The sequence below is a fragment of the Corynebacterium argentoratense DSM 44202 genome (assembly GCF_000590555.1).
Classification (GTDB): Bacteria; Actinomycetota; Actinomycetes; order Mycobacteriales; family Mycobacteriaceae; genus Corynebacterium; species Corynebacterium argentoratense.
Window position 1 is genome coordinate 770969 of record NC_022198.1, and the last position, 18748, is coordinate 789716.

At 60.2% G+C, this 18748-nt stretch carries 20 protein-coding genes and 1 riboswitch; of the genes, 15 read left to right on the forward strand and 5 right to left on the reverse strand.

What is annotated here, in order from left to right:
• The first annotated feature begins 51 nt into the window (after positions 1–51).
• The 5 genes from CARG_RS03795 (at position 52) to CARG_RS03815 (ending at position 5183) form a co-directional block, all read left to right on the forward strand.
• The gene (locus CARG_RS03795) at positions 52–840 is read left to right on the forward strand and encodes an electron transfer flavoprotein subunit beta/FixA family protein (protein WP_020976077.1); all 789 of its coding nucleotides are present in this window, start codon (positions 52–54) and stop codon (positions 838–840) included.
• 18 nt (positions 841–858) lie between these two features.
• Entirely contained in the window at positions 859–1776 is a 918-nt protein-coding gene (locus tag CARG_RS03800) for an electron transfer flavoprotein subunit alpha/FixB family protein (RefSeq protein WP_020976078.1), read from the forward strand.
• 13 nt (positions 1777–1789) lie between these two features.
• The gene (locus CARG_RS03805; protein WP_020976079.1) at positions 1790–2992 is read left to right on the forward strand and encodes a cysteine desulfurase family protein; all 1203 of its coding nucleotides are present in this window, start codon (positions 1790–1792) and stop codon (positions 2990–2992) included.
• Positions 2993–3067: 75 nt separating this feature from the next.
• Positions 3068–4168, forward strand: a complete 1101-nt coding sequence (gene mnmA / locus CARG_RS03810) for a tRNA 2-thiouridine(34) synthase MnmA (protein WP_041746962.1) — start codon at positions 3068–3070, stop codon at positions 4166–4168.
• Complete coding sequence (locus CARG_RS03815; RefSeq protein WP_144198535.1) at positions 4161–5183, forward strand: uroporphyrinogen decarboxylase/cobalamine-independent methonine synthase family protein; 1023 nt, start codon at positions 4161–4163, stop codon at positions 5181–5183. The genes mnmA and CARG_RS03815 overlap by 8 nt, the downstream gene beginning before the upstream one ends.
• A gap of 351 nt (positions 5184–5534) precedes the next feature.
• Here the strand turns inward: CARG_RS03815 and CARG_RS03820 are convergent, their stop codons facing one another.
• Positions 5535–6278, reverse strand: coding sequence for a lipase family alpha/beta hydrolase (locus CARG_RS03820; protein ID WP_020976082.1), 744 nt, complete (start codon positions 6276–6278; stop codon positions 5535–5537).
• A gap of 29 nt (positions 6279–6307) precedes the next feature.
• Here CARG_RS03820 and CARG_RS10205 point away from each other — a divergent pair, with 29 nt between their 5' ends.
• The gene (locus tag CARG_RS10205) at positions 6308–6454 is read left to right on the forward strand and encodes a hypothetical protein (protein WP_169733198.1); all 147 of its coding nucleotides are present in this window, start codon (positions 6308–6310) and stop codon (positions 6452–6454) included.
• 45 nt (positions 6455–6499) lie between these two features.
• On the opposite strand, the gene CARG_RS10440 is transcribed toward CARG_RS10205, so the two are convergent.
• Positions 6500–6637 carry a hypothetical protein gene (locus tag CARG_RS10440; protein WP_236620163.1) on the reverse strand — a complete coding sequence of 46 codons (138 nt, stop codon included), beginning with the start codon at positions 6635–6637 and terminating at the stop codon, positions 6500–6502.
• A gap of 16 nt (positions 6638–6653) precedes the next feature.
• Positions 6654–7334 carry a 3'-5' exonuclease gene (locus CARG_RS03825; RefSeq protein ID WP_020976084.1) on the reverse strand — a complete coding sequence of 227 codons (681 nt, stop codon included), beginning with the start codon at positions 7332–7334 and terminating at the stop codon, positions 6654–6656.
• A gap of 55 nt (positions 7335–7389) precedes the next feature.
• On the opposite strand from CARG_RS03825, the gene ligA reads away from it, so the two are divergent.
• Both ligA and CARG_RS10210 read left to right on the forward strand, forming a co-directional pair.
• Positions 7390–9516 carry an NAD-dependent DNA ligase LigA gene (gene ligA / locus CARG_RS03830; RefSeq protein WP_020976085.1) on the forward strand — a complete coding sequence of 709 codons (2127 nt, stop codon included), beginning with the start codon at positions 7390–7392 and terminating at the stop codon, positions 9514–9516.
• Between the two features lie 81 nt (positions 9517–9597).
• Positions 9598–9753, forward strand: a complete 156-nt coding sequence (locus CARG_RS10210; protein WP_169733199.1) for a hypothetical protein — start codon at positions 9598–9600, stop codon at positions 9751–9753.
• Positions 9754–9836: 83 nt separating this feature from the next.
• Here CARG_RS10210 and CARG_RS03840 read toward each other — a convergent pair whose 3' ends face one another.
• Positions 9837–10496, reverse strand: a complete 660-nt coding sequence (locus CARG_RS03840; RefSeq protein WP_020976087.1) for an ACT domain-containing protein — start codon at positions 10494–10496, stop codon at positions 9837–9839.
• 163 nt (positions 10497–10659) lie between these two features.
• On the opposite strand from CARG_RS03840, the gene gatC reads away from it, so the two are divergent.
• A complete protein-coding gene (gene gatC / locus CARG_RS03845; protein ID WP_020976088.1) occupies positions 10660–10959 on the forward strand; it encodes an Asp-tRNA(Asn)/Glu-tRNA(Gln) amidotransferase subunit GatC in 300 nt (99 codons plus the stop codon).
• Positions 10960–10976: 17 nt separating this feature from the next.
• Entirely contained in the window at positions 10977–12473 is a 1497-nt protein-coding gene (gatA, locus tag CARG_RS03850; RefSeq protein WP_020976089.1) for an Asp-tRNA(Asn)/Glu-tRNA(Gln) amidotransferase subunit GatA, read from the forward strand.
• A 124-nt stretch (positions 12474–12597) separates the two neighbouring features.
• On the opposite strand, the gene CARG_RS03855 is transcribed toward gatA, so the two are convergent.
• Positions 12598–12942 carry a hypothetical protein gene (locus CARG_RS03855; protein ID WP_020976090.1) on the reverse strand — a complete coding sequence of 115 codons (345 nt, stop codon included), beginning with the start codon at positions 12940–12942 and terminating at the stop codon, positions 12598–12600.
• A 45-nt stretch (positions 12943–12987) separates the two neighbouring features.
• Positions 12988–13145: riboswitch (cobalamin riboswitch) on the forward strand.
• Positions 13146–13191: 46 nt separating this feature from the next.
• Between CARG_RS03855 and CARG_RS03860 the strand changes: the two genes are divergently transcribed.
• Genes CARG_RS03860 through CARG_RS03880 form a run of 5 tightly spaced genes read left to right on the forward strand, consistent with a single transcriptional unit; the run spans position 13192 to position 18729 of the window.
• Complete coding sequence (locus CARG_RS03860) at positions 13192–14220, forward strand: FecCD family ABC transporter permease (protein ID WP_020976091.1); 1029 nt, start codon at positions 13192–13194, stop codon at positions 14218–14220.
• On the forward strand, positions 14220–15026 hold the full coding sequence (locus tag CARG_RS03865; RefSeq protein WP_020976092.1) for an ABC transporter ATP-binding protein: 807 nt from the start codon (positions 14220–14222) through the stop codon (positions 15024–15026). Before CARG_RS03860 ends, CARG_RS03865 begins: the two co-directional genes overlap by 1 nt.
• 56 nt (positions 15027–15082) lie before the next feature.
• The gene (locus tag CARG_RS03870) at positions 15083–16189 is read left to right on the forward strand and encodes an ABC transporter substrate-binding protein (protein WP_020976093.1); all 1107 of its coding nucleotides are present in this window, start codon (positions 15083–15085) and stop codon (positions 16187–16189) included.
• Between the two features lie 25 nt (positions 16190–16214).
• Positions 16215–17642, forward strand: a complete 1428-nt coding sequence (locus CARG_RS03875; RefSeq protein ID WP_020976094.1) for a DHA2 family efflux MFS transporter permease subunit — start codon at positions 16215–16217, stop codon at positions 17640–17642.
• 58 nt (positions 17643–17700) lie between these two features.
• Entirely contained in the window at positions 17701–18729 is a 1029-nt protein-coding gene (locus tag CARG_RS03880) for a 6-phosphofructokinase (protein ID WP_020976095.1), read from the forward strand.
• Positions 18730–18748: the final 19 nt, after the last annotated feature.

Sequence of the window (18748 nt, forward strand, 5' to 3'; positions counted from 1 at the left end):
ACTTTTAAGCAGCCCTAACCCCCATCAGCATCGAAAGGCAGTCCCTTAGGAATGTCCACCATTTTTGTTCTGGTCAAGCACGTGCCTGACACGTGGTCCACTAAGACGCTGAACCCCGATTTCACTCTCCACCGCGAAGGTGTAGACGAAGTTATTGATGAGATTAACGAGTACGCAGTGGAGCAAGCGCTCCGTTTGAAGGAGTCCTTGGGCGAGTCCACCGTTGTGGCTTTGTCCATGGGTGCGCCTTCCTCTGAGGAAGCGTTGCGCAAGGCACTGGCTATGGGGGCGGATCATGCTGTGCTGCTCAGCGATCCTGCGCTTGCTGGTTCGGATGCCTTGGGGACGGTGTGGGCTTTGAACTGTGCAATTGATGCCGCGGCCCAGACGTTTGGCGCGCCCGATGTGATCATTGCGGGCAATGCCTCGTCGGATGGTTCGATGGGGGTTGTGCCGGGTGTGCTCTCGGAATACCGCCAGGTACCTGCGCTGACCAACGTGCGTGAGATCAGCGTTGACGGCGGCGTCATAAAAGCTGTTCGCGAAGACCATTCAGGTACCTACCAGCTCAGCGCCCCGATGCCGCTGGTTATTTCCGTGACGGAGAAAAACGACAAGCCGCGTTTCCCCAACTTCAAAGGCATCATGGCGGCGAAAAAGGCGGAGATCGTGCGCCTGAGTCTGGCCGACACCGCAGCTGAGGCCACACAGGTTGGTTTGGCGAATGCCGCAACCGTGGTGACTGCAGCGGCGAACCGCCCCGAACGCAGTGGCGGACGGATCGTACGTGGTGAGCAAGGCGTGGAAGAGCTTGTCGCCTTCCTCAAGGATCGCATCTAGCGCGAAGGGACAATGACAATGACTAACGTTTACGTACTTGCGGAATCTGCCGCTCATTCCGCGATCACTGCGGAGATGATCACTGTAGCACGCAATCTCGGCGACGTCACCGCCGTGCTTGTTGACGCCCCGGAGCTCGCCGAAGAGATCACGCAGCTGGGCGCCCAGCGCGTGGTGCACGTCAACTCCCAGGGCAGGGTCCTGCTGCCGGCAGTTGATGCCCTGCAGACCCTGGCGGCCGCCCAACCCGGTCCCATCATCGTGCCTGGCCACGCCACCGGCAACGAGATCGCCGGTCGCTTGGCGGCGCGCCTGGCAAGCGGCGTCCTGCGTGATGTTGTTGGAGTTAATCCCGACCGCACGGCACAGCAGTCCATTTTCGGTGACACCGTTTCTGTGAGCGCGGCTGTCGGTGGCGAATGCCCGGTGTACACGCTGCGCCCGGGTGCTGTCCCCGCTGAGCTTGTGCCGGCTGCCGACGTCACAATCGAAACCCTGGAACTTGCTGGCCCGGGTGCACTGGACGCCACCGTCGAGTCCTTCACCCCGGCAGTGCACGGAGACCGGCCCGAGCTCACCGAGGCCAAGGTTGTTGTCGCCGGTGGTCGTGGTGTCGGTGAGGACGGTTTTGCAACACTCGTGGAACCCCTTGCAGACGTTTTCGGTGCCGCGATCGGTGCGACCCGCGACGTCGTCGATCAAGGCTGGGCTGACGGCAGCATGCAGGTGGGGCAAACGGGTGTCACCGTGTCCCCCGACTTGTACATTGCGCTTGGTATTTCCGGCGCGATCCAGCACAAGTCCGGCATGCAAACCTCCAAGACCATCGTCGCGATCAACAACGATGAGGACGCGCACATCTTCGACATCGCCGACCTTGGTCTGGTGGCCAACGTTGAAGACGTCGTGCCAGTGCTGATCGAACGTTTGAAGTAGCCCCACGGCAGTTATGCAGGTGTTTCTCGATCACGCCGCGACGTCGCCCACCCGCGAGGTCGCGATCGAGGCCTACCTTGAGCACGCGCATCTTCTTAACCCAGGCGGCCAATACGCTTTAGGCAGGCAGGCGAAGGCAGCCCTCGAGCAAGCCCGCGAAGACATCGGGGAGCTGCTGGGAGCAGAACCCATTGAGGTCATCTTCTGTGCGAGCGGCACCGAGGCAGACAACCTCGCAATCCACGGACTGTGGGGGAATGCGACACACGGCGTGGTGTTTACCAGCCCACTGGAGCACCCCGGCGTCCGGGAACCCATCAGGCACCTAGCCGGCGCGCGTGTGGTCGACATGCCACTAGGACGAAACAACACTGCACGGGTCGACAGTGAACTTTTCCGTCGACAACTGGTGGAATACGCTGTAGCGCACTCTGCAGGGGACACGGTTGATATTCGGTTTGCCACCTGCATGATGGCTAATAATGAGACCGGCGCCATCCAACCTATCGCCGACATTGCCCGGCTGTGCGCGCAGCCCCCGGCAGTACCCGGTGCAGGGCCACAGTTAACACCTTTCCCACTGCATGTTGACGCGGTGCAGGCCGTCGGGCACATACCTGTTGATTTTCATGCACTCGGTGCGACAACGCTTGCCGCGAGCGCCCACAAGTTTGGTGGACTGAGGGGCGTGGGGCTGCTGTTGGCCAAACGTTCCCCAGCTCTGCACCCGCTGCTCACCGGTGGGGGACAGGAGCGCGGCATCCGGCCCGGCACCCACGATGTTGCCGGCGCCGTCGCCACAGCCGCCGCCTTAAAAGAGGCATGTTCCGAGATCGACGCAGAACACCAACGCCTAGCTGGCCTGCGCGACCAGATGCGCGAACGCATCACCGCAACCATAGACGACGTCATCATCCACACCCCCGAAGACGACATCCTGCCCGGGCACCTACATATCTCCTTCCCCGGGGCAGAAGGCGATAGTTTGTTGATGCTTCTTGACGTCGCGGGCATTGCGGCATCCACAGGGTCAGCGTGCGCCAGCGGAGTCAACCGGGCCAGCGAAGTGCTGCTCGCCATGGGAGTGGACGAACCCACCGCGCGCGGAGCCCTCCGCATCACCCTCGGACGTACAAGCACCCAGGACGACGTGGACAAGCTACTGGCAGTGCTTCCGGACGTGGTGTCCCGCGCCCGCCTGGCAGGCATGGCCTAGCAGGTAGTAGGGTACTGCTAGTATTTTCCCGGATTCACCCACCACCCAATCACCCACCAGCCCAATGAGGAGACCATGCGAGTTGTAGCTGCGATGAGCGGCGGTGTTGACTCGGCGGTGGCTGCGGCACGAGCAGTCGAGGCCGGGCACGATGTTGTCGGCGTCCACCTAGCCCTGTCGAAGGACCCACAGTCGGTGCGCGAATCTTCCCGCGGATGCTGCTCGCTAGAAGACAGTGCCGATGCCCGACGCATCTGCGATAAATTGGGCATCCCGTTCTACGTGTGGGATTTCTCGGACCGCTTCAAAGCAGACGTCATTGACGATTTTGTCGAATCCTATGCGGTCGGGGAAACCCCCAACCCCTGCCTGCGATGCAACGAAAAAATCAAGTTTCGCGCACTGCTGGAACGCTGCGTTGCCCTCGGCTTTGATGCCGTGGCGACCGGGCACTACGCGCGGCTCGTGCAGCCGGAGGATGGCGGCGACGGCTACCTGCGACGTGGGGACGACCCCAACAAGGACCAGTCCTATGTGCTGGGGGTGCTGACCAAAGAAGAACTCAGCCGCTGCATGTTCCCCGTAGGTGATACGGAAAAGCCACAAATCCGCGCGGAGGCCGCCGCCCATGGTTTCTCGGTAGCATCCAAACCGGATTCCTACGACATCTGCTTCATCCCCGACGGCAACACCCAGGCCTTCTTGGGCAAACACATTGGTCTGCGGCCAGGCATGATTGTGGACCAACAAGGCGCCCCGCTGAGGAAGCACTCGGGCGTACACGAATTCACGATCGGACAGCGCAAAGGCCTGGATATCAAGCAGCCAGCCGCCGATGGCAAGCCCCGATACGTCACCGACATCGACGCAGCCACGGGCACAGTCACGGTTGGCTCACGCGCCGACCTGTCAGTCACTCACATCGAGGCCGATCGCGTCAAGGTACTGCACCCGATGATGGAGCAGTCGGAACCTTTCAATTGCGAAGTCCAGGTGCGTGCCCACGGCGGGATCGTTGCCTGCACCGCCCAGGTTGATGGTGACCGCATCCGAATCGACCTCGCCGAACCACTGTCCGGCGTTGCGCGGGGGCAAGCAGCAGTCCTCTACCTTCCCGACGACGGCGGCGATATTGTGCTGGGCTCCGGAACCATCTGCGGGACGTCGCGTGACTGACGGTCTGGATCGCGGAGAGCATGCAGGTGGCGTAGCTGGCGGAGAATGCGTAGATCACGTAGAGCGCGTCACGAGTGCGGCGCCCTCCCACTTCCCTGGAACGGATATGTCCGTTGCATGTGACATCGTGGGCAGTGAGTCAGCGGCAGCCTGCACGATCCCCTTGCTGCCGGAACGAGGGGCGCACGCCGAGCTTGTAGCGCGCACAGCAGTCCTACTGCCCGAAGTCTACTGCGAGGTAGGCGCCCGCAGCTGGGTCCTCACGGATCGACCCCAGTTGACCACGCGCCGGGCCGTAGACACCTGGCGGTGGGACCTTGACGCTTGCGAACAACAGTGGGGCCAACGCGACGTCATTGTTTCTGTGATGGGCCCGTGGTCCTTGGCGACGGCCCTCGAACTGCCCAATGGGCACAGGGCGGTGACGGATCCCGGTGCTCGGCGAGATCTTAACCAGGCGCTCGAAGCGGGGGTGGCGGAGGCCGTCGCTGGGCTGTCGGCGCGTTTTGGTGGCGCCGTGCAGGTCGTGCTGGAGGAGCCCTGGGTGCCGGCGTTGCTTCAGGGGTCGGTGCCTGATACGAGTGATTTCGACGAGCTTGCGGCCGTGCCTCAGTATGAGATCAGTAAGGCGTTGGATGCACTGGCGGTGGGGCCAGCCTGGTTGGATTGTGCTTCGTTGGCGACGTTGTTGCAGTGGGAGGGTCCTGTGACGTTCGATCCGCTGGGGTTGAAGGGTACGGCGGGGTTTGATGCGGCGGCGGAGTTGCTGTCGGTGGACAAGGGGGTGCGGCTGACCTTGTCGGTGGATGAGTTGATGGGGGCGGGAGATGATGCGGCGCGTGGGGTGGCGGTGCGGGTCGCCAGGTTTGTGGACATGTTGGGGGTGGGGAGGGAGATGCTGCAGCGGATTGCGGTGTGTGCCAAGGATGGTGGGGATGCGTTGGGTTTGGCCGGGGCGATTGCGGTGGCGAGGGAGGCGACTGACATGCTGCATCGGGATGCGGGGGATCTTTAGGTTTAGGGGGCCGGGAGGATTGCGCGTGCTGGGAGGGTGATCTGGCGTTCCTGGGGTTGCTTTTTCGTCTGTTCGCAATGATGGTCGGGTGGTGGGGGTTAGGTGAATAGGGGTTCGGGGTGGGGGTGGTTGTGTGCGGTGAACGCTTAGAACATTCCCCTCAGGTGAGCACCCAACCCGTGGCCTGTGGCGGGGAGTTCACCGTGGCGGCGCGCGGAGATGACTGTCTGAGCGCCGTCAATGTATTTAGACGTAAAAGATACCTGAATCGGTTCCATGGGGTAGCAGAAGTGATAAAAAATTTTCTCCTGCGGACTGCCCCACAATGACTAGCCGATGAACGCCGGCAGCCTATGCGCTCAAGCGGGCGTGCTGTTCAATCTCGCCGACCACCAACGAGCGCACCCGACGATCATGCGGCATATTTTCATGCAACACCACAACATGCGGGAAGAAATCCTGCACATAGGAATTCTCCGCACCCTCAAGGAAACACGATGTAGACGGTACCACGGTCGAATCCGTCTTAGTCGCCAGGCAGGTGTACATCACCCCGGGCAACAGGTCGCCGTCGGCGTTCAACTGCTCCAAAACTTCGGAACCAGCGATTTGTTGCATCCCAGCGGGGCCAAAGTAGTTGTCGATCATCGACTTCATCAGTTCCGCGCGGCGATCATTGGTCACCCGAGACGACAACATCCCACCCAGCGAGGTGCCGTGATTGGGCGTCGACAAACAAATGATGTGGCGAGTGGGAATGTCAAAAAATTTAGCGCACCAGCGGGCAATCAACCCACCCTGCGAATGCCCAACCATAATCACCTTTTCCGCACCGGTCGCATCCAGCACCTGGCGAATATAGGCAGCCACTTGCTCTGCAGAATCCGGCACACTAGACGTCGCGCGCTGCCCATAGGCCGGCGCAAAAACCACCCACCCGAGTTTTCGTAGTTGGGTGCTCAGCTCCAGCCAGTCACCGTTGGACACGCTCGTGCCATGCAGCAGGACGACCGGCCACGGGCGCTGCGGTGTGGGACGTGCGCGCCAGTCGTCTTCAAACCAGCCGCGCGTCGGTAAATAAGTAGAAACTGGCACGGGTTACTTCCGTTCTTGATTGCCCTGGGGTGCGAAACGATTCTGCGGTGCAGCAGGATGTTGCTGCGGGCGTTGGGCTGCGTACGGCTGCTGCATGGGCTGCTGTTATTGCATTATTGGCTGTTGCATCATCTGCTGAGGTTTGTTGCTTCCACGGCGGCCGATCAGAACAATAACGCCGATGACCAGCAGCGTCGGCACTATCCAAGCTGCAACGATGATCAACAGTTCAACAATTCCAACGCTTCCCATGTGCCCAACCTACCAGGCGGCAAACCGGGAAAACGCTGGGCGTAGGCATCCCGGCCAGCAAGCGGAAGTTCCAAAGTAGCAGCAAGCCCCACGACGTCATTACCCATATGTGTTTTCCGTCCGCTAGCCGCGCATCGGCCACGACATATTGAAATCCGACACGTCCCGCCCCTGGCCCTCAAAGTACTTCTTCAAACCGGCCTGCTGCTTGTAAAACCACACGGCCTGCTTTTCCATCAACTCATCCACGTCCATCGTGCTGAGCTCCGGGTGCTTCTTCGCCAACTTCCAAGCAATGCGGGCCGCAGCCAAGGCATCAGCAGTCGCCTCGTGTGCGTTATCCAGCGGCACACCATGGTGCTCGCACATCGCGCCCAGCGTGCGCTTGCCTTTGCGGTAAGGATCAAAAGCCTTGTCCACAACATAGGGGTCGAACACAGGGCCGTCGACCGTGAAATCGCCGCTGAGCTGTCGCAACACACTCAAATCAAACGCTGCATTAAACACGATCAAGGTGTGGCCCTTGTCCCAACCCTCGCGTATAGCCTGGATGGTCGATGCCAAGACATCCTCGTGCGGCTGGCCGTTCTCACGCGCATACTCGGTGGTGATCCCGTGCACCTTGGTGGCTTCCTCCGGAATGTCCACGCCCGGATCCGCCAGCAGCTCGACCTTGTCTACGTCTTTGCCCGCAATGGTGATCATTGCTGACGTCACGATCCGCGCGGTCGCAGGATTCGGTGAGGTTGTCTCCAGGTCAAAGGACAGCATCGAAGCAGGATTAAACGTAGCGGCGAGAGGCATGGTTACAGTATGCCAGCGTCATAACTTATCGGGGTGCCAAGTAGACTGGGGCGCTATGAGCCAGGCCCCCCACAACGACAGTCAGCTCCGCCGACAATGGGACGAACTTGCGGAAAAAGTCCGCTACCACCGAGAGCAGTACTACAACGGTGAACCATCAATCCCCGACGCGGATTTCGACGCATTGTTCCGCGAACTGGAGCAACTCGAACGTGACCACCCCGAGCTTGCTGTTCCCGATAGCCCCACCAAGCAGGTCGGCGCACCTGTACCAGAGCAATCCACCTTTGACAACGTCGAGCACCTCGAGCGCATGCTCAGCCTGGACAACGTGTTTGACGAGGCCGAACTAGGGGAGTGGCTAGCCCGTACACCCGCGGAGAAGTACCTGTGCGAGCTGAAAATCGACGGGTTGTCCCTCGACGTCATTTACCGCAACGGTGTGCTCGAACGCGCAGCCACCCGCGGCGACGGGCGCGTGGGTGAAGATGTCACAGTCAACGCCAAAACTATCACTGACCTGCCGCACGAGCTGCACGGCTCCGATGACTTTCCCATCCCGGAGGTCCTCGAGGTGCGCGGTGAGGTCTTTATCAGCGTCGCCGATTTTGCCGACGTGAATGCAGCGCGTATCGAAGAAACGGCCACCGAGAAAAACCCACAGGGCCGCCCCTTTGCCAACCCGCGTAACGCAGCCGCCGGAAGCTTGCGGCAAAAAGACGTCGAGCAAGTCCGCCGTCGAAAACTGCGAATGATCTGCCACGGCCTCGGCCACTGCGAGGGCTTCACCCCCACTTCGCAACATGAGGCCTACCAGGCGCTCGAAGCATGGGGACTACCCGTCAGCCCCTACACCGAACTTGTTGACGCCGCGGACGTGCCGGACCGCGTGAAGTACTGGGCCGAACATCGCCATGATGCCTTGCATGAAATGGATGGCCTGGTGATCAAGGTCGATAATATTGCCGAGCAGCGGGACCTAGGGGCAACCTCCCGCGCGCCGCGTTGGGCTATCGCCTATAAATATCCGCCGGAGGAAGTAACCACCAAGCTCGTTGATATCCAGTGCGGTGTGGGCAGAACCGGCCGCATCACGCCTTTTGCCATCATGGAACCGGTGTATGTGGCCGGCTCCACCGTAGAGATGGCGACTTTGCACAACCAGTATGAGGTTCAGCGCAAAGGCGTACTCATCGGAGACACGGTCGTGCTGCGCAAAGCGGGCGAGGTTATTCCCGAAGTTCTGGGCCCAGTTGTTGAGCTTCGTGACGGCAGTGAAACGCCCTTCGTTTTCCCCACCACTTGTCCTTCTTGTGGCACTCCCTTGGCCCCGCAAAAAGAAGATGACAAAGACTGGCGTTGCCCCAATAGCCGTTCCTGCCCAGCACAACTGTCCGCACGCTTGACCTACCTGGCGAGCCGCAGCGGATTCGACATCGAAGCCCTGGGGGAGAAGGGTGCGCGCGACCTGATTGAGTCCGGAGTCCTTTCGGATGAAGCGGGGTTGTTCGATCTTGATGAGCAAGCCTTGCAGCGCACCCTGGCCTATACAAAAGGCAGTGCGCGCGATAGGGACAAGGTTCGGGCGCGACGGGCCGAAGACCCCACCTTTGTGTACGAAGGCGAGCTCAACGCTAACGGGCGTAAGTTGCTCAAAAACCTCGAGGAAGCTAAAAATACAGAACTGTGGCGGGTGCTGGTTAGCCTGTCGATCAGGCACGTCGGTCCCACGGCTGCTCGTGCTTTGGCGGACAAGTACCACAGCCTCCCCGCGCTTATTGACGCCCCGGTGGACGATCTCGCGCAGATTGATGGGGTGGGGGAGATCATCGCGGCGTCATTCAAGCAATGGTTTGAAGTTGATTGGCATCGTGTGATCGTCGACCGTTGGGCTGCAAGTGGTGTGACCATGGAGGAAGAGGTCGGCGAGCAGCTGCCCCAGACCCTGGAGGGGCTGACTGTTGTGGTGACGGGGTCCCTCGAGGGCTTTACTCGTGATGGTGCCAAGCAGGCGATTGTTGAGCGCGGTGGTAAAGCTGCCGGGTCGGTGTCGAAGAAGACGGACTTCGTGGTGGTGGGCGAAAATGCGGGTTCGAAGGAGGCTAAAGCTCGTGACCTGGGCCTGCCGATTCTGGACGAGGCTGGGTTTGTGCGCCTGCTTGACAATGGTGTGGAGGACTAGTTCAGCTCACAGTTGTGTTTTTATTAAGTTTTCAATAAGGTGGCGGCTAGACAATAACCCCACCACCTTTTGGAGGTCACCATGCACAACGTTCACGAAAGTCACGACCACGTCCACGGGGAGGGCTGCGGCCACGTCGCCGTTCCCCACGGTGACCACGTCGACTACGTTCACGATGGCCACCTCCACCACAGCCATGATGGCCACTGGGACGAATGCGTCTGCGACTGCGCCTAAGCCTAAGTAAAAAGCGCGTTACCTCCACAAACAGTGGGGTGACGCGCTTTTTGCAGCTCACCGAATAGCTACAAAGCCAAAGGCTAACCGATGATAGCCCCGGCAATACGCCCCAAATTGCCCAGGTGCTCGACCTCGCTAGCCAAGAAATCCGGACCACCAGGGCGGCCGAGTATCAGTAGTAGCGAATCACCCACCGGGGTCACAGCCAACGCCGCATCGAGCAACGCCCACGGCTCCGGAATCCACTGTTCGGACTCGGGGTCCAAAATGCGCGCCCCGTTGATCTCGGGCATCATAGGATTGTTGCCATCGTCTTCCGGCGCTGCTGCAGAGGCAGCCACCCGACGCGAGGACCCCGACACGTCCAGCAGAATGGCCCAACCGGCAGTCATCGTCTGGGGTAGTGCGCTGACAAACCGCTCCGCCGCACGTTCCTTGTTGTGCCGATTTGACGCGACGTCAGCAAGCAAAGCGATCTGGCCACGGCGGTCGACAGCGCCGGAAAATGGGCGGATCGAATCAACCTCCACGCCGTCCAGCCCCTGCGCCGCGGTAATGAGGGTGTCAGGTAGGGAAGAAGCGGGGATCTCCACCACGAGATCATCCATCGCGGTGCCTTCGGGGAATGTCTGCACAACGTCGACGGAGCGAATGTTGCAGTCCACCGTGCCCAGTGCATCAGCAAGTCGGCCCAGGCTACCTGGGGTATCGGGGAGTAGAACCCGGAGAAGGTAAGACATTGGAAACCAATCTGAAAATGTCGGTGGTGTGAATCAGTGTTCCCTAACTCTACCAACACAAGTACCTATCACGTCGATAGGCACCCGCTAGAGCGCATCCCCGGGTGGGGTGCAGTAGACTGCTAGAGATCGATCCCTTGAATCCCCGTAAAGGAATGAAGACGTGCCAGAAATTTCGCGCGACAAGGTTGAGCATCTCGCCAAGCTCGCCCGACTTGCCCTGACCGAAGAAGAACTTGAACAGTTCGCAGGACAGATCGACGGCATCATCGCTAACGTGTCCGCGGTGGGCAAAGTCGCCGCCGATGGTGTGGAACCTATGAGCCACCCTCACTCCATTCAGACCACCATGCGCGAAGACGTCGTGGTGCCCACCCTCACCGCCGAGCAGGCGTTGGAGATGGCACCGGCTGTTCAAGAGCAGCGCTTTATGGTCCCGCAGATCCTTGGCGAAGAAGAATAGGAACGGCACGAACAATCATGACTGAATCTACCTACCTTGCTTCCCAGTCGCCCAGCGAGCTGACTCGCATGACCGCGGCGGAGCTAGCCGACAAGATCCACAGCCGTGAAGTGTCTTCTGTCGAGGTCACCCAGGCTCACCTCGATCGCATCGACGCAGTTGATTCCGACCTGCATGCCTTCCTGCACGTAGGTGCCGAGGCTGCTTTGGAGGCCGCTTCGCGTGTTGACGCCACGTTGGATGCGGGTGAAGCTCCCGCGTCGCCGTTGGCGGGTGTGCCGCTGGCACTCAAGGATGTCTTTACCACCACGGATGCCCCCACTACGTGCGCCTCCAAGATTCTCGAAGGGTACGTCGCCCCCTATGATGCGACAGTCACCCGGAAGATTCGTGAGGCCGGCATTCCCATTTTGGGCAAAACCAATATGGACGAGTTCGCCATGGGCTCTTCTACCGAGAACTCTGCTTACGGCCCCACCCACAACCCGTGGGATGTTGAGCGTACCGCTGGTGGCTCCGGCGGCGGATCTTCAGCGGCTTTGGCTGCTGGCGAAGCCCCCCTTGCTATCGGTACCGACACCGGTGGTTCCATCCGCCAGCCCGCAGCGCTGACCAACACCGTTGGTGTGAAGCCCACGTACGGCACTGTGTCTCGCTACGGTCTTGTTGCGTGCGCCTCCTCGCTTGATCAAGGCGGTCCGACTGCTCGTACAGTGCTTGACACGGCGCTGTTGCATGAGGTCATCGCCGGGCATGATCCCTTCGATGCGACCAGTGTGAACAAGCCGGTGGCCCCGGTTGTCGCGGCTGCTCGTGAAGGTGCCAACGGTGATCTGAAGGGTGTGCGCGTCGGTGTCGTGAAGCAGTTTGATCGCGAGGGCTACCAGCCCGGCGTGCTCGAGCAGTTCCACAAGGCTGTCGACCAGCTCACCTCCCAGGGGGCTGAAGTGGTGGAGGTCGATTGTCCTCACTTTGATGATGCTTTGGCGGCTTACTATTTGATTCTTCCCTGTGAGGTGTCCTCTAACCTCGCGCGCTTCGATGGCATGCGCTACGGGCAGCGAGTCGGAGACGATGGCACCCGCTCTGCTGAGGAAGTCATGGCAATGACTCGTGCGGCTGGATTTGGCCCCGAGGTTAAGCGCCGCATCATCCTTGGCACCTACGCCTTGTCTGTTGGCTACTACGACGCCTACTACTTGCAGGCTCAGCGCGTGCGCACGCTCATCGCCCAGGACTTCGCTGCCGCATACGAGAAGTGCGACGTGTTGGTCTCGCCGACCACCCCCACCACCGCGTTCAAGCTTGGTGAGAAGGTCTCTGACCCGCTGGCGATGTACAACTTTGACCTGTGCACCCTTCCGCTGAACCTTGCAGGTCTGTGCGGCATGTCGGTTCCTGCGGGTCTAGCATCCGACACTGGTCTCCCTGTTGGTTTGCAGATCATGGCACCTGCATTCGCTGATGATCGCCTTTACAAGGTGGGTGCAGCTTTCGAAGCTGGGCAGAACTAAACACCCCCTCTTTGGCGGGGCAGCAGGCACGCATGTGGTGTGTCTTGTCCGTGCGGATAGTATTAAGCCCGCCACCGAGTATGGAGGGGCAGGGTGGCGGGCTAAACGGAACTCTGCAGCCCCTTTACTGGGCGTCGGAGAGGAAGTGCGCAGCGCACGCAGCCGCGCCCGTAACAGCGATGACGGAAGGCCACGCGCCGATCTTCTTCGCAAGCGGATGGGAAGCACCAAAGGCGCCAATGTAGGCACTGGTCAAGCCCGCAGCCAACGTGACACCGCCCTTAGCCCACCAACTGCGTGCAGCCCAGCCACCGGCAGCGGCCAACAACGCACCGCCAAGGGGGCGGATACCGGTCTCGCGGGCGATGAGCCAACCGCCCACCAACCCCACGCTGACGAGGGCTGCAGTGTTGACGTCTTCGGGGGCTTTAATGTCGATGGCGCTGGAAGTCTTCTTCGAGTTACTCATGCATTCAACTGTAGACCGATTATCGGAATGCGCCAGAGTCACACCCGTTCGGTAGGGGGTTTAGGTGGCCGAAAACTGGGACTTTAGACTGATATACGACCATGGAGCGGATGCGAGGAACCCGGTGGGAATCCGGGACTGGCGCGCAACGGTATTGCCCTTAAGGGCACAAGTCCGATACTCGCCCGTTCACTATGTCTCGAGTGCGTACCTCGCGTCCAGGTGCTGCTCACGAACGAAAGGCCTAGCGTGAGGCTGTCTTTGCTCTCGCTACTGCTCAGTATCCTGTTGCTTTTAAGCCTGATCGCATCCCTCACCTTTGGATCGGTGGAATATTCCCACGCCCAAGTATGGGAGGTTGTGTCAGCTCGTTTGCAGGGGATGCATGGCCCCGACAAAGCCATTGATTCGATCGTGTGGGAGTTACGTGCACCGCGCGGACTTCTTGCAGCCGTGGTTGGCGCCGGCCTTGCACTAGCCGGTGTCGCTATTCAAACCTTGGTGAGAAACCCACTGGCAGACCCATACTTGTTGGGTATTTCCAGCGGTTCAGCGGTGGGCGCCACCGCGGTGATCACCTTTGGCTTGTTTTCCGGACTAGGTGTGTACGCCTTGTCCGGTGGTGCTTTGCTCGGTGCCATCGCGGCAACAGCAGCGGTGTATCTGGTGACCGTCGCGCAAGGCGGTATCACACCACTGCGTTTGATCCTCACAGGTGTTGTGCTGAGCTCCGCGTTTTCCGCGGCGTCAAGCTTTCTGGTTTTTAAAGGGCCAGACCCCCGGGCAGCACAATCGGTGATGTTCTGGATGCTGGGCTCTGTTGCCGCAGCACACTGGGACACTCTGTTGTTGCCCGCCATCATCGTGGCTGTGTCGTTGGTGATTCTGGTGCTGCTGTCCGGAAAACTTGATGCTCTTGCTGCGGGACCCGATACTGCTGCTGCCCTTGGCGTCGATGTTGGAGCGTTGCGCAAGTTTCTATTTTTCCTCCAGGCGCTGTTGGTGGGCACCATGGTCGCGGTGGCCGGTGGAATCGGCTTCGTCGGGTTGGTTATTCCCCACATTGGTCGTTTATTGGTGGGATCGCTGCACCGCAGGCTTCTGCCCATCGCGGCACTGTCCGGTGCGATCTTCTTGCTGTGGGTTGATGTGGTTGCGCGCATTTCCGCCCCGCCACAAGAGATCCCGCTGGGTGTGGTTACTGGTGTCATCGGCGCCCCGCTCTTCCTATTGCTGATGGGGCGTAAAAGCACACTCAGTAGCGAGGGGGCGCGTTAATGACACAGCTTCAATGCCACAGCGTGCTCGCCGGTATTGATGCCAAGCATCCTATTGTCGGCGGCGTCAGCTTCACGGCTGCTCCCCATACGATGACCGCGATCGTCGGCGTCAACGGCGTTGGAAAATCCACCTTGTTGCGTTCGCTTGCTGGGATCACGCGGCCTTTGGGTGGCACCGTGGAGCTTCAGCTCGATAGTGCTTCCGCGCCGGTTGATGTGCATGGGTTAAAACCGAAGGCCCGCGCGAAACTCATGACTTTGGTCGGCCAAGAGGAATCCCCACCCGGGGATCTTACCGTGGCCGAAGCAGTGCAACTTGGCCGTCTGCCGCACCTGAAGTCTTGGCAGATTGGTGGCAAACGCGAGCGCGCTATCGTCGAGGAAGCGCTGGAGCTGGTGGGAATGTCGCACGTCGCCGACCGGCCCACTGTCCAGCTATCCGGTGGCCAGCGGAGGCGCGTCATGTTGGCCAGAGGTTTTGCCCAGGGCACGGACCTCATCGTGCTAGACGAACCCACCAACCACTTGGACGTCCACCACCAGCTACATCTGCTAAAAGTGCTACGCGAATCCGGCCGCACCATCGTCGCGACTATTCACGATCTCGACTTGGCGATGGCTCACTTCGATCAGGTCGTCGTACTGCACAAGCAGCCGAATGATGACGTCGCGGGGGTACTTGCCACCGGACACCCCCACGACGTCCTCATCCCCGAAACCATTCGGGAAACATTCGATGTCCGCGCGCTCGTCGCGCAGCCTGGGGGTGCATGCAGCCCCCATGTGCTGATCGATTCCCTGTAGAAAACGAACCCCAAACTAGCTGCCTTTCAAGCTAGTTGATCACAAGGAGAACACTTATGAACACGTCTACCCAACGTTCCCGCAAGATTGCAGTCAGCGCATCAGGTCTGGCGCTCTGCGGCTTGCTTGCGGCCTGCTCTGGTAACACCGCCCAAGACGCATCCGGCTCGGCTAGCACCCAAGCCCAGGGTGAAGGCGCACCGGTAACCATCGTCAACTGTGGCGAAGACGTCACCTACGACCACGCCGGCAGCCTTATGGTCAACGACTCCAACATTTTGGCCGCCGTCTACGCAGCGGGTGCAGGCGACAAGGTTAAAGCAGTCACCTCAGTCAACAAAGACAAAGACGTGCTGGTCGAAAAATACGGCAAGATCGCCGACCGTGACGAGCTAAGCGACCAGGCCGCCGGACTCGAACAAATTATCGCCGAAGCCCCCGATGTTTATGTCGCTGGCTGGAACTACGGTATGGATGATGCCAACGGAGTGAACCCCGAATCCCTCGCCAGCCATGGCATTGGCGCCTACGTACTCACCGAATCCTGCCGCCAGTCCGACGGCACAAAACGCGGCACCGTCGAACCGTGGCAGGCCGTGCGCGAAGACCTTAACAACCTCGGCACCGCCTTCGGTGACGAAGAAACCGCCAAGAAAGTCATTGAAGATCAAGACTCTCGACTTGATAAGTTGAAGGCTGCGCCGCAGGCGGACACCAAGCCCGTCGCCTTCGTTTTCGACCAGGGCCGCGACGGTGTGTTTACCTCCGGTCGCTTCGGCGGTCCCGAGGCCATCATCACCGCAGCCGGCGCCACCAACGCAGCGGGCGATGTTGATGACACCTGGACCACCGTCTCCTGGGAAAAGCTCGCATCCACCAGCCCCGACGTATTCGTCTTCGTTGACTACCCCGGCCAGAACCTCGAAGAGAAAATCGAGATGCTCAAGACCAACCCGGTCACCAAGGATCTGCCCGCGGTGAAGGAAGAACGCTTCGTCAACCTGCCCTACGTCATGTGGACCTCCGGCCCCTTAAATATTGACGCCGCGGAACTGGTGCGCAAAGCACTCGAAGGCTACAACCTGGTGCCCGCAAGTGACATCCAGGCACAGTTCCAGCTGCCGGCCAGTGTCGCCGGACAGAACTACTGGAACTCCAAATAAACAACTCAAGGTGTACCCTGTGTGAGTGAATTCAACCCCGCGCACCCAGGACACACCGCCCGCCGATGCACACGGGCAGCAGTCGCAGCTTCCAGAAAAACAAGCGTGGAAGGCTCTGACCGCCCTGTGCATCGGCTTCTTCATGATCCTTCTGGATCAAACCATCGTGGCGGTTGCCTCGCCGAACTTCCAATCAGAACTCGACGCAAGCCTCAATGCCGTCGTCTGGGTTACCTCCATCTACCTACTGACCTTCGCAGTACCTCTTCTTGTCACCGGAAGGCTAGGGGATCGCTACGGTCAGCGCAACGTCTACATCGCCGGCATGAGCCTGTTTACACTGAGCTCTCTAGCATGCGGGCTTGCCCCAAACATTTATTTCCTCATTGTCGCCCGTGCATTCCAAGGCCTCGGCGCTTCCATCCTTTCGCCCCAAACCATGAGCGTCATCAATCGGCTATTCGCCAGAAACCGACGCGGCGCAGCCATGGGAGTCTGGGGCGCAGTCGCGGGACTGGCAACCCTTGCCGGACCACTGCTTGGCGGGCTTCTGGTCGGAACCGTTGGCTGGGAATCCATCTTCCTCATCAACGTGCCCATCGGAGTCGTATCGATCATCCTCGTCCTGCGCTGGGTACCCAAGATGCCACGCACCGCACGCAGCGTTGATGCAGCAAGCGTCGCGGCGTCAATAATCGGTGTTTTCTGTTTGGTGTTCGCAGTCCAGCAAGGTCCCGAACTCGGGTGGCCCGCGTGGATTTGGGGCGTGCTCGCACTGGGAATCGCAACAATGGCAGGCTTTGTCTACCTGCAACGCCAAGCCACCACGCAGGGGCGCGACGCACTGGTCCCGCTGGGGTTGTTCCGTAACATCAACTTCGCACTCGGTACCTTTTCCATCGCCATGATGGGATTCACCGTCGCAGGCACCATGCTGCCCATCATGATCTACCTCCAAGACGGGGCAGGGCTTAGCGCGCAAGCAGCAGGGCTAATGCTCACCCCCATGGCGCTCATCTCCGGCATGCTCGCACCATTCGTCGGCAGGCTATCCGACCGCGTGCACCCCCGCATCCTGTCCACAGTTGGGTTTTCGATGATGCTCATCGCCATGATTCTCATGGCCATCACGATGAACGACCACCTCTCCTACTGGTGGGTACTCGTACCCATCGCGGCTCTCGGCGTAGGCAACGGCTTCGTATGGTCACCCAACTCCGCAACCTCCATGCGCGACATCGACGTCACCAAAGTCGGAGCCGCCTCCGGTGTGTACAACACCAGCCGACAAGTAGGATCCGTCATCGGTTCCGCAGCCATCGGAGCAGCCATGCAAGTCGGTGTGACCCACACATCCGTGGCCAACGCGATGGGACACGTCATGTGGCTGCCTGCTATCGCAATGCTGCTCGGCCTGATCGCCGTTACACAGTTCCGCAGCCACGCCAACTAAAACCGCACCCCACCTAGCGCTTGGGTACCAGAGCACACACACGACTAAGCTTGACGTTATGCGAATTGCAACTCTCACCTCCGGTGGCGACTGCCCAGGACTCAACGCTGTCATCCGAGGCATAGTCCGCACTGCTGCCGACTTCGGGTCTACCGTAGTAGGCTACGAAGACGGCTGGGTCGGCCTCATGGAAGACCGACGCATCCAGCTTTACGACGACGAAAACATCGACCGCATTCTGCTGCGCGGCGGCACAATCCTCGGCACCGGTCGACTTCACCCCGACGAGTTCAAATCTGGTATCGACCGCATCAAGGCCAACTTGGAAGACGCCGGAATTGATGCGCTCATTCCCATCGGCGGCGAAGGAACCCTCAAGGGTGCCAAGTGGTTGGCCGACAACGATATACCCGTCGTAGGCGTGCCCAAGACCATCGACAATGACGTCAACGGCACCGACTACACCTTCGGCTTCGACACAGCAGTGTGCGTAGCGACCGACGCGATCGACCGCCTACACACCACCGCTGAATCCCACAACCGCGTGATGATCGTCGAAGTCATGGGACGACACGTCGGATGGATCGCCCTGCACTCCGGCATGGCCGGCGGCGCGCACTACATCGTTGTTCCCGAAGAACCCTTCGACATCGCAGAGATCTGCAAGGCGATGGAACGTCGCTTCCAGATGGGCGAAAAATACGGCATCGTTGTCGTCGCTGAAGGCGCACTGCCGAAACCCGGCACCATGGACTTCAATGAAGGCGGGGTCGACCAGTTCGGCCACCAAACTTTCAACGGTATCGGGCAGGTTATCGGCGATGAAATTAAGCGCCGCACTGGCCACGACGTGCGCACCACCGTGCTCGGCCACATTCAGCGCGGCGGAACCCCAACCGCCTACGATCGCGTGTTAGCAACCCGCTACGGAGTCCACGCTGCCCGTGCTTGCCACGAAGGCAAGTTCGGAATCTGCGTCGCCCTTCACGGCGAGCACATCGATCTCATTCCTCTCGAAGAGGCTGTCGGCACCCTCAAGCGTGTTCCGATCGGGCGTATCCGCACCGCGCAGCAGCTCTTCGGCTAAAAACTGGCCCCTGGCACTA

Coding starts and splice junctions, on each gene's coding strand:
- CARG_RS03795 (WP_020976077.1), top strand. CDS start 52: ATGTCCACCATTTTTGTTCTGGTCAAGCACGTGCCTGACACGTGGTCC.
- gatA (WP_020976089.1), top strand. CDS start 10,977: ATGACTGAATCTACCTACCTTGCTTCCCAGTCGCCCAGCGAGCTGACT.
- CARG_RS03880 (WP_020976095.1), top strand. CDS start 17,701: ATGCGAATTGCAACTCTCACCTCCGGTGGCGACTGCCCAGGACTCAAC.
- CARG_RS10210 (WP_169733199.1), top strand. CDS start 9,598: ATGCACAACGTTCACGAAAGTCACGACCACGTCCACGGGGAGGGCTGC.
- CARG_RS03805 (WP_020976079.1), top strand. CDS start 1,790: ATGCAGGTGTTTCTCGATCACGCCGCGACGTCGCCCACCCGCGAGGTC.
- CARG_RS03855 (WP_020976090.1), bottom strand. CDS start 12,942: ATGAGTAACTCGAAGAAGACTTCCAGCGCCATCGACATTAAAGCCCCC.
- CARG_RS03825 (WP_020976084.1), bottom strand. CDS start 7,334: ATGCCTCTCGCCGCTACGTTTAATCCTGCTTCGATGCTGTCCTTTGAC.
- CARG_RS03800 (WP_020976078.1), top strand. CDS start 859: ATGACTAACGTTTACGTACTTGCGGAATCTGCCGCTCATTCCGCGATC.
- CARG_RS03840 (WP_020976087.1), bottom strand. CDS start 10,496: ATGTCTTACCTTCTCCGGGTTCTACTCCCCGATACCCCAGGTAGCCTG.
- CARG_RS03870 (WP_020976093.1), top strand. CDS start 15,083: ATGAACACGTCTACCCAACGTTCCCGCAAGATTGCAGTCAGCGCATCA.
- ligA (WP_020976085.1), top strand. CDS start 7,390: ATGAGCCAGGCCCCCCACAACGACAGTCAGCTCCGCCGACAATGGGAC.
- CARG_RS03865 (WP_020976092.1), top strand. CDS start 14,220: ATGACACAGCTTCAATGCCACAGCGTGCTCGCCGGTATTGATGCCAAG.
- CARG_RS10440 (WP_236620163.1), bottom strand. CDS start 6,637: ATGGGTAATGACGTCGTGGGGCTTGCTGCTACTTTGGAACTTCCGCTT.
- mnmA (WP_041746962.1), top strand. CDS start 3,068: ATGCGAGTTGTAGCTGCGATGAGCGGCGGTGTTGACTCGGCGGTGGCT.